Origin of the sequence: Bordetella genomosp. 5 (assembly GCF_002261475.1) — a bacterium.
Lineage (GTDB): Bacteria > Pseudomonadota > Gammaproteobacteria > Burkholderiales > Burkholderiaceae_B > Bordetella.
In genome coordinates this window covers 721,062-733,721 of record NZ_NEVN01000001.1, presented here as the reverse complement: position 1 = coordinate 733,721, position 12,660 = coordinate 721,062, and the positions used below count along the sequence as shown (strand labels likewise).

The 12,660-nt window shown below is 63.3% G+C and carries 10 protein-coding genes; 8 read left to right on the top strand and 2 right to left on the bottom strand.

The window, feature by feature from the left end; genetic code table 11:
* Positions 1-95 precede the first annotated feature (95 nt).
* The 3 genes from CEK29_RS03465 (at position 96) to CEK29_RS03455 (ending at position 2,752) form a co-directional block, all read left to right on the top strand.
* Positions 96-1,136, top strand: coding sequence for an aminoglycoside phosphotransferase family protein (locus CEK29_RS03465; protein ID WP_255176056.1), 1,041 nt, complete (start codon positions 96-98; stop codon positions 1,134-1,136).
* Between the two features lie 10 nt (positions 1,137-1,146).
* A complete protein-coding gene (gene murU / locus CEK29_RS03460) occupies positions 1,147-1,839 on the top strand; it encodes an N-acetylmuramate alpha-1-phosphate uridylyltransferase MurU (protein WP_094857302.1) in 693 nt (230 codons plus the stop codon).
* A gap of 214 nt (positions 1,840-2,053) precedes the next feature.
* Positions 2,054-2,752, top strand: coding sequence for a DUF6776 family protein (locus tag CEK29_RS03455; protein ID WP_170948550.1), 699 nt, complete (start codon positions 2,054-2,056; stop codon positions 2,750-2,752).
* Between the two features lie 70 nt (positions 2,753-2,822).
* On the opposite strand, the gene CEK29_RS03450 is transcribed toward CEK29_RS03455, so the two are convergent.
* Both CEK29_RS03450 and CEK29_RS03445 read right to left on the bottom strand, forming a co-directional pair.
* Positions 2,823-3,149 (bottom strand): 4a-hydroxytetrahydrobiopterin dehydratase, encoded by a 327-nt coding sequence (locus CEK29_RS03450; RefSeq protein WP_094857301.1) that lies wholly within the window; start codon positions 3,147-3,149, stop codon positions 2,823-2,825.
* 64 nt (positions 3,150-3,213) lie between these two features.
* Complete coding sequence (locus CEK29_RS03445) at positions 3,214-3,873, bottom strand: OmpA family protein (RefSeq protein WP_094803050.1); 660 nt, start codon at positions 3,871-3,873, stop codon at positions 3,214-3,216.
* Positions 3,874-4,126: 253 nt separating this feature from the next.
* On the opposite strand from CEK29_RS03445, the gene CEK29_RS03440 reads away from it, so the two are divergent.
* From CEK29_RS03440 to CEK29_RS03420, 5 genes are all read left to right on the top strand, one after another.
* Positions 4,127-5,176, top strand: a complete 1,050-nt coding sequence (locus CEK29_RS03440; RefSeq protein ID WP_094803052.1) for an NADP(H)-dependent aldo-keto reductase — start codon at positions 4,127-4,129, stop codon at positions 5,174-5,176.
* A gap of 137 nt (positions 5,177-5,313) precedes the next feature.
* Positions 5,314-5,667: a VOC family protein gene (locus tag CEK29_RS03435; RefSeq protein WP_094857300.1), complete on the top strand. Its 354-nt coding sequence runs from the start codon at positions 5,314-5,316 to the stop codon at positions 5,665-5,667.
* 528 nt (positions 5,668-6,195) lie between these two features.
* Complete coding sequence (locus CEK29_RS03430; protein ID WP_094857346.1) at positions 6,196-8,289, top strand: methyl-accepting chemotaxis protein; 2,094 nt, start codon at positions 6,196-6,198, stop codon at positions 8,287-8,289.
* An 835-nt stretch (positions 8,290-9,124) separates the two neighbouring features.
* The gene (locus CEK29_RS03425; protein ID WP_094857299.1) at positions 9,125-10,948 is read left to right on the top strand and encodes an ATP-binding protein; all 1,824 of its coding nucleotides are present in this window, start codon (positions 9,125-9,127) and stop codon (positions 10,946-10,948) included.
* Between the two features lie 121 nt (positions 10,949-11,069).
* Positions 11,070-12,170, top strand: coding sequence for a hypothetical protein (locus CEK29_RS03420; protein WP_217903856.1), 1,101 nt, complete (start codon positions 11,070-11,072; stop codon positions 12,168-12,170).
* Positions 12,171-12,660 lie beyond the last annotated feature (490 nt).

Genomic DNA, 12,660 nt, shown 5'->3' with positions numbered 1-12,660 from the left:
GAATGACCCGGTATTATAGAGAAGCCGCGCGACCCCCGGCCTACGGGATTTCGCGCGTCCCGAAATTGCCCCCTGCTCCCTCTAGAGACGGCTCCTTGAACACCCCCGACGATCCCCGCCAGGCGCTGTTGCGCGCCTGGTTGCAAAGCCTGCCCGCCGACCTCGGCCTGCACCTCGACACCCTGGCGCCCGCTTCCGCCGACGCCAGTTTCCGCCGCTACTTCCGCCTGCAGGCCGCCGCCGGCACCCTCGTGGTGATGGACGCGCCCCCGCCCCACGAAGACGTGCGGCCGTTCGTGCACGTCGACGGATTGCTGCTCGAGGCCGGCCTGAACGTGCCGCGCATCCTGGCGCAGGATGCCGGCCAGGGCTTCCTGCTCCTGACCGACCTCGGCCGCGACACCTACTACCACCGCATCCAGGCCGGCATCGACGATCGCCAGTTACAAGCGCTCTACCGCGACGCCCTGGCCGCGCTGGTCAAGCTGCAGCAGGCCGCCACCACCGGCCTGGCCACCTACGACACGGCGCGCCTGCGCGACGAGCTCACGCTGTTTCCGCAGTGGTACGTGGGCGTGCACCACGGCGTCACGCTCGACGAACGCACCACGGCCGCGCTCGAGCAGATCTTCACGCTGCTGTCGCAGACCAACGGCAGCCAGCCCACGGTACTGGTGCATCGCGACTATCACTCGCCCAACCTGATGGTCTGCGACGAGGCGGCCTACGGTCCCAATCCGGGAGTCCTCGACTTCCAGGACGCGCTGGCCGGCCCGATCACCTACGACCTGGCCTCGCTCGTGACCGACGCCCGCACCACCTGGGAAGAGCCGCAACAGCTCGACTGGGCGATCCGCTACTGGGAGCTGGCGCGCGCCGCCGGCCTGCCCGTCGACCCGGATTTCGCCGAGTTCCATCGCGCCTACGAATGGATGAGCCTGCAGCGCAACCTGCGCATCATGGGCGTGTTCGCGCGGCTCAACCACCGCGATGGCAAGGCGCACTACCTGGCCCACATGCCGCGCATGAACGCCTATGTGCGTCAGGTCGCGCAGCGTTATGGCGTCTTCACGCCGCTGCTGCGCCTGCTCGACAAGCTCGATGACCGCGAGGTCAAGGTCGGCTACACCTTCTGAGGGATCCCGGATGCGCGCGATGATTCTTGCGGCCGGGCGCGGGGAGCGCATGCGCCCCCTCACCGACCACACCCCCAAACCCCTGCTCGAGGTCGCCGGCAAGCCGCTGATCGTCTGGCATCTCGAGCGGCTGGCGGCGGCGGGATTGCGCGATGTCGTGATCAATCACGCCTGGCTGGGCGCCCAGATCGAAGCCCGCCTGGGCGACGGCACGCCCTGGGGCGTGCGCATCCGCTACTCGGCCGAAGCGACAGCGCTCGAGACCGCCGGTGGCATCGTCCAGGCGCTGCCGCTGCTCGGAACGGAGCCGTTCCTGGTGATCAACGGCGACGTCTGGTGCGACTGGGATCCGGCGGAGGCCGCGCCGCGTGCGCAGGCCCTGCGCGCCCGGGGCGATCAGGCCTGGCTGCTGCTGGTCGACAACCCGCCGCAGCATCCGCACGGGGATTTCGCCCTGGCGGACGGACGCGTCGCCGACGCGCCCGCGACCGAGCCCCGTTTGACCTATGCCGGCATCGGCATCTACGATCCGGCCATGTTTGCCGGACTCGAGGCGGGCGTCGCCGCGCCGCTGGCGCCGCTGATGCGCGCAGCCATGGGTCGCGGGCAGGTGGGCGGCGCCCGTCATCCGGGCCGCTGGACCGACGTCGGCACCCCGGAGCGTCTCGCCCAACTCGACAGCGCACTGCGCACGGCGCCTTGATCGGCCGGTGTGTCGTGACGCACTGGGCTGCTTTTTGTCCCAGATCGGCTACGTACGTCCCGTATTTCACGGTATCTACGTAAGAAACCAGAATTGTCAGATGAAGACCCGGGCCCCGCCTCGCGGTATCCTCTGGCACTTTATCGAAATCGCCGGCACCGCGAACCTCGCGGCCACGGCGGACACGCATTGAAGGAAGTTTGCTCGCATGGGGATGTTCGGACGCTCGCAACGATCGGTTTTCAAGCCATCGGTCTATCAACCTGGCAAGCGTCAGCGCCGCATGCCGCGCTGGCTGGTGCTGCTGCTGGTGGGCATCGGCCTCGGTGCGGGCGGCGTGCTGTTCCTGCAGACCAACTACGGTCCGCAACGCCTGACCGTCGAGCAATCCGAGCAGTTGCACACCGAGCTGAGCGCGTCGAACGTCGAGCGCCAGCGCCTGCAGGCGCAGCTCGACGAGGCCATCACCCAGCGTGACAACAACAAAAGCACCCACGAAACGCTGACCACGGACCTGGGCAAGGCCAAGAGCCGCATCGAAGAGCTGAACCAGGAGCTCGTGCTGTTCCAGGACGCCATGCCGCCGGATCCGCGCGGCGGCGACATCGGCGTACGCGCCGCGTCGTTCCGCAAACAGCCGGGCGGGCTCGCCTACCAGATCCTCGTGATGCGCGAGAACGTCACCGACAACACGTTCAAGGGCAAGGTCGAGCTCGACATCGACGGCACGTATTCCAACGGCCGGCGTGATCGCGTCAAATCCGATCCGATGCCGCTCAACCTGTCCCGCTACGATCACGCGCAAGGCGTGATGCCGCTGCCCGACAACTACAACGCGCGCACCGTCACGATCCGCGTGCTCGATGCGCAGGACAAGCAGGTCGCCATCCGCATCTACAACGTGCGCGGCTGACCTCCGGTCCCCACGGCAAAAAGCCCGGCTCGCCGGGCTTTTTGCTTTTCAGGCGAGGGGCGCGCCGGGCTTAGTCGGGTACCGCCAGGCCCACGCCGCCCAGGCGCGCGGCGGCCTCATCCATGAACTGCGCCATGCGCACGTCGAGCTCGGTCACGCCGCCGGCTTCGTGCGTGGTCAGCAGCACGTCGACGCGGTTGTAGACGTTGCGCCATTCGGGATGGTGATCGAGGCGCTCGGCGAACAGCGCCACATGGGTCATGAAGCCGAAAGCCTGGTTGAAGCTCTCGAAGCGGTAACGCTTCTGCAGCGCGTCGCGGGTGGAATGCGCCTGCCAGCCCGTCAGGGCGGGCAGCGCGTAGGCGGCGCCGATCGGCGCGGGAGGCAGCATGCTCATGGCGGCTCCTGGCGTGGTGATTCGAACTTCATGTTACGCCATCGGCCGCCACGATCCCGCCGCGTTATTGCTTGACCGCGTACAGGTAGACTTCGACGCGGCGATTGAGCGCACGGCCCTCGGGCGTGTTGTTGTCGCCGATGGCGTCGTTCGGACCGCGGCCCTCGACGTTCATGCGGTTTTGCGCCACGCCCTTCTGACCCAGGTAATCGGTCACGGCGCGTGCGCGATTGACCGACAGCGTCTGGTTATGCGCCAGCGCGCCGGTGCTGTCGGTGTGGCCGACGACCTTGGTGCGCAGTTCCGGATGCTGGGCCAGGGCCCGTGCCACGCTGTCGAGCACCGGCAGCATCACGGGCTTGAGCACGTACTTGTCGGTGTCGAACGACGCATTGCCCGGCAGATTGACCTTGAGCGTGCCGTCCGGCATCTCGACCACATCCACGCCGAGCGAGGCCGCGCCGGACTGCTGGGCCGACTGCTGAACGTCGTCTCGCACCGCCTTCCAGTTGTAGCCGACGAGGCCGCCCGCCACCGCGCCGATGCCGGCGCCGATCGCCGCGCCCTTGCCCTGACCGATCAACGCACCGATGCCCGCGCCCACGGCGGCGCCCGCGCCCGTGCCGACGGCGGTGTTGGTCTGTTGCGGAGTGGCGCAACCCGCCAGCAGCGCGCCTGCCACGCCGATGACGGCGACGCGTCCAAGTATTGTTTTTGCTCGCATGACGACCTCCTCGGGTAATAACCGGCATATGCCGGCCGGATCATCCTAGCAAGCGGCGTGTGTCTGGCCAGCGACAATTTGTAGCCGCACCATCGCAGACTTGCGAGCATCCATGGCGAACTGTCGGCACGCTTAAACCCCTGCGCCGCGTGGCGCAAGGACCGGAACGACGCCTCATGGCGAGTAAGATCGGGTCCACGCGACGGGGCCCGGCGGGCCTCGCCTCCCCTTCTTCGCATTACGGAGCATCGACTTGAAATACCGCAAACTCGGCCGCACCGACCTCGAGGTGAGCCTCATCGGCCTGGGCACCATGACCTGGGGCGAACAGAACACCGAGGCAGAAGCGCACGAACAGCTCGATTACGCCCTGTCGCGCGGCGTGAACCTGGTGGATACCGCCGAGATGTATCCGGTGCCGCCCAAGCCCGAGACCCAGGGCCGCACCGAGGCCTACATCGGCACCTGGCTGGCCAAGACCGGCCGCCGCAAGGACATCGTGCTGGCGAGCAAAGTCGCCGGCCCGGTCCGCGACCCCAAGCGCCCCGGCCATATCCGCGACGGCAAGACCTACCTCGACCGCAAGAACCTGACCGAAGCACTCGATGCCAGTCTCAAGCGCCTGCAGACGGACTACCTCGATCTGTACCAGCTGCACTGGCCCGATCGCACCACCACCACCTTCGGCCGCCCCTACTACCCCTACGTCGACGACGAGCACACCGTGCCGATCGCCGAAACGCTCGAGGTCCTGCAGGACTTCGTGCGCCAGGGCAAGGTGCGCCACATCGGCGTCTCCAACGAAACGCCGTGGGGCGTGGCGCAGTTCCTCAAGCACGCCGAGGTGGACAAGCTCCCGCGCATCGCCTCGATCCAGAATCCCTACAGCCTGCTCAACCGCACCTATGAGCTGGGCCTGTCCGAGTTCAGCCATCACGAAGACGTGGGCCTGCTGGCCTACTCGCCGCTGGCCATGGGCATGCTCTGCGGCAAGTACCTCGACGGCGCCAAGCCGGCGGGCGCGCGCCTCACGCTGTTCACGCGCTTTACCCGCTACAGCAACCCGGAGAGCGAAGCCGCCACGCGCGACTACGTCGAACTGGCCCGTGCGCGCGGCCTGTCGCCCACGCACCTGGCGCTGGCCTTCGTGAACGAGCGCCCGTTCGTCACGAGCAACCTGATCGGCGCCACGAACCTGGAACAGCTCAAGGAAAACATCGACAGCGTCGATGTCGGCATCGACGAAGACCTCTGGAAGGCCATCGACGAGATCCACACGCGCCACCCCAACCCGGCGCCCTGAGACGGGTCTCCGAAACGCGGCCGGATAGCTCATCGCGCCGCGTTTCGCCGACCCGCGTTTCCGGGCCGGGCCGCGCCGCGGCCAGGCCCGGGCCTGTCGTGCTTCAATGGCGTCCTTTCCTATCACCAGGACACACCATGAGCCAGGCCGGCCCCGACCGTCAGATCGACAACATCGAATTCAACGTCTCCGATATCGCGCGCAGCAAGGCGTTCTATGGCGCGGCGTTCGGCTGGAGCTTCATCGACTTCGGGCCGACCTACACCGAGTTCAACGACGGCCGTCTCAAGGGCGGCTTCACCACCGGTGAACCGGTGCGCCCGGGTGGCCCGCTGGTCATTCTGTACGCCGACGATTTGGACGCGACGCAGCAGCGCCTGGTAGCCGCCGGCGCCACGATCAGCCGCGCGGTCTTCGCATTCCCGGGTGGCCGCCGCTTCCATTTCATCGATCCCGACGGCTACGAACTGGCCGTCTGGACGGCGGCTTAGGGTCCTCCGCCGCCGAGGCGGCCGCCGAAAGATTTTGCTCGCGCGGCTTTCGGGCGTGCCTGCGCGGGGCGCGGCGTTGGAGCCGCGAACGCCTGCCGAAAGCTTCCGCTCGCGCGGCTCGCGGGCGCGCCTGCGCGGGGCGCGGCGTTGGAGCCACGAACGCCTGCCGAAAGCCTGCTCGCGCGTCGCCATTGCGTAGCGCTGCATTTGGCGGAGCCGCGAACGCCCATCGTCCGGCTCCAAGCGGTCTGCGCCCCCGATGCTGCAACGCAGCAATTCCATGCCGGCGCCGGTCTGGTTCCGCGCCTTTGGTCGCTTGTCCTCCCCGGGTCTTTGCCGACCGCAGAGTCGCTTGATATCAGGGGCTTAGCCGCTTTGGACTAGGGTAATCCCGAATATCGGGACGACGCCAATGCAAAGGCATCCGATACGGCTTTTTCGCCCGGAGTTCCGCATATTGCATTGCGACATCCTGTGCTCTAGTGCTCGGGTAGCGGGCGCATTCCGCGCCCCCGTCGCATGTCCATCATGTCCAAACTCAAAAATCTCTCGCTCCGGAGCAGCCTGATTGCCCTGGTGCTGTTCTTCATCGTGACGCTGTTGGCCGTCGGCGCCATCGCCATGCAGCAGCTCTGGAGCATCAGCCAGAAGCAGCGCGCCATGTACACCGAGACCGTGATGCCGTTGCGCGTGGTGGTCGACGCCGCCCGCCAGGGCGCCACGCACTTCCGCCGCATGTATGTCTATATCTGGAACACGGACCCACAGGCGCGGCAGAACGAGCTCCGGCTGAACGAGGATTCGGAAAAGTCGGTGCTGCAGGCGCGCGACCGCCTCCTGCAGGAACAGGATCCCGCGCTGCGCGCGCTGGGCGGCAGACTCGCCGACACCTGGACGCGCTACAAGGCCGCCGTGAACAACGTGAAGAGTCTCGCGGATCGCAACGACCCGACCGCCATGACCGTGCTGCACAAGGACTCGGCCGAACTGCATGTGGCCGCGCGCAACATCCTGATGGAAGCGGCCAAGCGCCAGGAAGAGCTGGCGCATCTCGACACCGAAGACGCGGCCGCCGCCGTCGAGCGCACGTTCTGGACGCTCACCGCCCTCATCGTGCTGTGCGCGCTGATCGGCATGATTCTCGGCCTGTCGCTGGTGCGCTCCGTCATGCGCCGCCTCGGCGGCGAGCCCGCCTACGCCGCGCGGATCGCGCAGGAAGTGGCCAAGGGCAACCTGGGCGTGCGCGTCCAACGCCGCGACGGCGACGACACCAGCGTTCTGGCAAACATGGAGACCATGCGCGCCAACCTGGCCCGCCTCGTGAGCCAGGTGCGCCAGACCAGCGAATCGATCGCCACCGGCGCCACGCAGATCTCCACCGGCAACAGCGACCTGAGCCAGCGCACCGAAGAGCAGGCAGCCAACGTCGAAGAGACGGCCGCCTCGATGGAGCAGATGAACGCCACCATCAAACAGAATCTCGACTCGGTCCAGACCGCGACCCAGCTGGCCGGCTCCGCCAGCCAGGCCGCCGCGCGCGGCGGCGAGGTGGTCGGCAATGTCGTGAGCACGATGGATCAGATCTCGGCCAGCTCGCGCAAGATCGTCGACATCATCGCGGTGATCGACTCGATCGCGTTCCAGACCAACATCCTGGCGCTCAACGCCGCGGTCGAAGCCGCGCGCGCCGGCGAACAGGGCCGCGGCTTTGCCGTGGTGGCGAGCGAAGTGCGCGCGCTGGCCCAGCGCAGCGCCGGCGCCGCCAAGGAGATCAAGCAGCTGATCGGCGACAGCGTGGGCAACGTCCAGACCGGCTCGCAGCTCGTGTCCGAAGCCGGCAGCACCATGACCGACATCGTGACCCAGGTGCGCCGCGTGGCGGACCTGATCGGCGAAATCGGCGCCGCGGCCCAGGAACAGGGCCAGGGCATCTCGCAGGTCAGCGACGCCATCAACCAGCTCGACCAGACCACGCAGCAGAACGCCGCCCTCGTCGAGGAATCCGCCGCGGCCGCCGCCAGCCTCAACGAACAGGCCGCCACGCTGGTGAAGCTGGTCAGCGTGTTCCAGCTGGGCAGCGAAGAAAGCGCGGCGTCGCATGCCGCGCCCGCAACGACGCCTGGCGCCGTGCACGCACCGCGGCAGGCCCACGCCCGCCCCGCGGCCACTTCCCCCGCTCACGCGCCCGCTCAGGCCCCCGCACGCGTCTCCGCGTCGGCACCGGCCGCCGCGGTACCGACCGCCGGGGCATCGGCCGCCGCGGCATCGGCCGCCGCGGCATCGGCTGGGTCGGCTGGGCCGGCCGGCCCAGCTTCCGCCGCCGCACCTTTGGCAGGCACCGCTTCGGCAGGCGCATCGCAATCGGGCGGGGCGTCGGCCGCCGCAACATCGCCCACAGCAACATCGACTCCCGCCGCACCGACCGCATCGGCACAGGCCGTGCCTCGCGTGGCCGCCCCCGCACGCGCCACGGCGCGCCCGGCCACGCCGAAGACCGCCGCCGGCCGCGCCGCCAGCGCCACCGACGCCCGCACGCCGCGCCGTCCGCGCCCCTCCGTCAGCGCGCCGCCTCCCCCCGCCCCGCGCGGCAAGCCGGCCGAAGACGATTGGGAAAGCTTCTGACGCATCGTGCGCGCGATGGAGGCCGCGCAGCCCGCCTCCATCGGCAAGTTGGCGAGAACGCCCTCTCACGGCCTTGCGCCGCGTTCAGCGCGTGATGGTCGCCCCAACCTGCGCCGACACGCCAATAGCAATAAGCCTCCCGCACGCGGGAGGCTTATTTTTTTGCGGCTGGCATGCGCATGCATGAAGGCGCAGGAAAGACGCACCCCTGAAGACGCTGGCATGCGCGTGCATGATGGCGCGGGAAACGCGCATCCCTGAAGACGCTGGCAATGCGCGCCCCTGGTGACGCTGGCAATGCGCTTCAGTGGCGACGCCCACGCACATTTGCGATCCTCCACGCAGCAAGACCCAAGCAGAACCCCATCGACGAGACCAATGCAAAAAGCCCACCGTTGCCGGTGGGCTTTTTGATCGAGGGTGACCTCGAGAATTCTGGCGGGCTGTGAGTGGCTCGAACACTCGACCTACGGATTAAGAGCCAAATCAAGCGGCCTGTAGATTACAGGCAATCACTTGATTTCTCAAGGAAGTTCGTCACTCACCATCTCTCAGAACGCCTGTGGATTTCCTGCCGATTCCGGCAAATTCCGGCGGGAAACGATGTCTTGCTGCACTCAAAGCCAGATCTCGTTCGGAGGTATCCCCTGCGGGAATTGATATTGCAGTCTCCATCCCGTCGACTGTTGTCGACCCCTCCGTCCTTCAGATAAACGCCACAGAACAATCATTTGCTGCCGCTTCCTTTTGCAAAAAATATCATCATGTATTAATGTCACATAGAATGTAACCATTGGGCGTTCACCCATAATCCGCTACAACTAGCGAGGGCGGCATGAGACTGGAATCTGTTTCGATAAAAAATTTCCGCTGCTACCGCGAAGAAACCACGGTGTCGATGGCGGACTTGACGACTTTTGTTGGAAAAAATGACATCGGAAAGTCGTCGGTTCTCGAGGCGCTGGAAATATTCTTCAACAACGAAACCGTCAAGATCGAACAAGGAGACGCCAACATCTACAGCGGCTCCACCCTAGTTTCCATCACGTGCGAATTTTCTGATCTACCGCCCAAGTTGAGTCTTGACGCCGGGGCAGAGACGACTCTCGCAGAGGAGTTTCTTCTCTCGGCCAAAGGCACCCTGAAGATTCAGAAAGTATTCGATTGCGGCAAGAGAACGCCGTCCTCCGAAGTGTATATTCTTGCGAACCATCCGACGGCAGCCGGTGTTGCAGACCTTCTTGATCTGAAGGAAAAAGATCTTCAAAAACTTGTAAAAGACCAAAAAATCGACATCGCGCTTAAAGGGAATCCAGGCATGCGGCAGGCCTTGTGGGCGGCGGCGAAAGACCTGGAACTCAAGGAAGTGGCTCTTCCAATCACCAAGCCGAAGGAAGATAGCAAACGGATCTGGGATCAGCTCGAAAACTATTTGCCGATGTATGCACTGTTTCAGAGCGACCGGAGCAGCCGCGATTCTGACGGGGAGGTACAAAATCCAATGAAGGCCGCCGTGGCGGCCGCCATTGCCGAAGTGCAGGACGATATCAATCGGATTCAGGAAAAGGTGCGAGAGAAAGCTGAGTTGATCGCGCAGATTACTCACGAGGCTTTGAAAACTATCGATCCTAATCTCGCCAAAGAGCTGACACCACAATTTGTGCCGCCGACTGCAGCTAAATGGACGGGGTTGTTTTCGGTTGGCATGGACACCGACGACGGTATTCCGCTGAACAAGCGTGGGAGTGGCGTCCGTCGCCTTGTCTTGGTCGCCTTTTTCAAGGCGGAAGCTGAGCGCCGGTTAAAGACTGGGACTAGCCGGAGCATCATTTACGCGATCGAGGAGCCGGAGACGGCGCAGCACCCGAATAACCAACGCATCCTTATCGAGTCATTCAAGACACTAGCTTTGGAGCCAGGATGTCAGGTCTTGCTCACGACGCACAGTCCTGGCTTCGCGTCGGATCTACCTACCGCCAGTATCAGGTTTATAACGCGCGACGCAGATCTTCAGCCCCTTATCCAGGAGGGCGCTGACGTATTTGGACAGGTAGCTGAAACGCTTGGCGTCGTGCCGGATAGTCGTGTCAAGGTCCTGCTCTGCGTCGAAGGACCCACGGACGTAGCTGCATTTAAATCGCTCAGCCAAGCGTTGCATTCGATAGACCAAACGCTGCCAAACCTAGCTTTAGATGACAGAGTTGCCTTCGTCTTGCTCGGCGGTTCGACGCTTAAGCACTGGGTTACACAACACTATCTCAGGTCGCTTAATCGCCCTGAGGTACATATCTACGACAGCGACGTGGCCAAGTATGGGGAATCTGTTGCTGAGGTAAACCTGCGTACGGATGGCTCCTGGGCCGTACAAACGAACAAGCACGAGATTGAATGCTATCTGCATGCAGACGCGATCAAGGATGCCTTTGATGTCGAGATTGTTGTTGTCGATCAGCCCGGAGCCGACGGGAAGTCTGTCCCAAGGATGTTTGCTGAAGCCTTCTCGGCACAGCAGCATTACGATGGGGTTCTTGGCGATGACAAGGCAAAGCTACGTCTTGCGGACAAGGCATTCCCCAGGATGACTGCACAGCGGCTGGCCGAGAGGGATCCTGCAGGAGAGGTTAAGGAATGGTTCCGCAGGATTGGGGCAATGCTATAGGCGGCAAAGATGCGAGCTGCGAGCTAGCGGCGGGATTGGCGCGGAGTAGCCACATGATGCCAACCACGAACTGCACTGTGGCAGTGATCCACGTCATTCAGCGAAAAACAGGATCCGAAGAGTGAATAAACTGCAACCCGACCTTCGTATAGATGCGGAATGGATAGCACTCAGCGCATTCCGCGAGCTTCTGAAGATTTCGACCAAAGGCAGCATGTCGAAGTCTACTTACGCGGAAGCGTTTGAGTTCGGTTCCGTTCTATACCCAGCACTCCTGGGTATCGAATCAAGCATTCTTCGTCAGGCAAATGAATCAAACACTGCACGTGAATATCGGCAGCGGGCGCGATTGAAGAGCGAAGCAGCAGGCAGTCCGATTCATCCACTTGGCCTGCTTGACGCCGATATTTCGGAGCTGGTGCAACTGCTTGATTTGGCCAAAAAATCAAAAGAGAAAGGGCGAGTCGATCAATTGAAGAATCGGCTCAAGACGCTCCGCCGCGCGAGAGACGAGATTGCTCCTCCTGGTCACACCGAAACCCAACTGATTGCGCGGGATACAAGCGCGTTTCCGGCTGGGCTTCCTACACTCGGAAATGGTAAAGGTTATAAAGCCTTCGAACTCCCTGATGGCAATGCGCTTCGCGTGCATGTCTTCCATCCCGACAAACCTGAACACGTGTCTGGAGCAGACGTCCTATATGAACGACATGATCCATCTACCGATAGCGCAACGCTAGTGTTTGTGCAATACAAAATTTGGGAGAAGCAGAGTCTCAGCCTTAATGATCCTCGCATGCAGGCACAGCTGGTGAAGCTCAAATCCGTAGTCTGTGACGGCGGCCTGTGCTCCATCGGCAATGTGAACACTCCGTACCGATTTCCCCACTGTGCTGCATTCTTGCGACCCACTGACAAACTTCAGAATCCAGATCAAAAATTGATCAGCAGCGGAGAGCATCTTCCGATCTGCCGCATTGAAGAATGCGCAAAGACGAATCGCTTTAATACCCCCGTGCTCGATTTTGAAGGAATTCGTCGGACGTCCTTGTCGGGAACTGCGTTCGAATACATGTTTACCTACAACAAGGTAGGCTCCCGGCCTGTTCCGTACGAAGAACTTGAGCAGTTGTACCAACGCCTCAGCATAATTGCAGAGCCTGGCAATCTGCTTGTTCACGCACAGGAGTTCGAACTTGCGTTCGATGACGACGAGGCCTAACTGGTGGTTCAAGCTGCCACCAACAGGCTCTGCCTGTTGGTTCCCTTCGCTTCGCTGAGGCGCAGCTTAGCGCCGGTGTTGAGAGTCTGTTTTCACTAGCCATCATTGGCTGTTTGACCGATAGATGCCCTTTGGAGCAGACAGCACTGAGCATCGCCTAGCTCCTTGTAGGAAACTTTCTCGGGCCTTTTAACCGTTAACTGACTCGCACCAAGTTTGCTTATTGTTGCTGAGCCGTATCTGATTTTTGTTGTACGGGCCTAATGCTACGCAACCATTTCGCTGATTCGTAGATGTGCGCCACCACCATTTCGGCAGGCAAATTGGCAGGAAGATCATAGGCGCCCCTGGATAGCCACGGAACTCCTCTGCCCCACCAAAAGCCCCATTGCCACGCACATAGCGCAAACATCTCCGGCCACTCTTCAAAGCTGGCACAGCGTGCTGCCAATGAGCTAATCGGTTCGCTAGCAGCTCCCCTGCCCGGGGC

Bases quoted from the DNA above. Each gene is read 5' to 3' on its own strand.
- CEK29_RS03450 (WP_094857301.1), bottom strand. From the start codon at position 3,149: ATGAGCATGCTGCCTCCCGCGCCGATCGGCGCCGCCTACGCGCTGCCC.
- CEK29_RS03435 (WP_094857300.1), top strand. From the start codon at position 5,314: ATGAGCCAGGCCGGCCCCGACCGTCAGATCGACAACATCGAATTCAAC.
- CEK29_RS03425 (WP_094857299.1), top strand. From the start codon at position 9,125: ATGAGACTGGAATCTGTTTCGATAAAAAATTTCCGCTGCTACCGCGAA.
- murU (WP_094857302.1), top strand. From the start codon at position 1,147: ATGCGCGCGATGATTCTTGCGGCCGGGCGCGGGGAGCGCATGCGCCCC.
- CEK29_RS03430 (WP_094857346.1), top strand. From the start codon at position 6,196: ATGTCCAAACTCAAAAATCTCTCGCTCCGGAGCAGCCTGATTGCCCTG.
- CEK29_RS03445 (WP_094803050.1), bottom strand. From the start codon at position 3,873: ATGCGAGCAAAAACAATACTTGGACGCGTCGCCGTCATCGGCGTGGCA.
- CEK29_RS03455 (WP_170948550.1), top strand. From the start codon at position 2,054: ATGTTCGGACGCTCGCAACGATCGGTTTTCAAGCCATCGGTCTATCAA.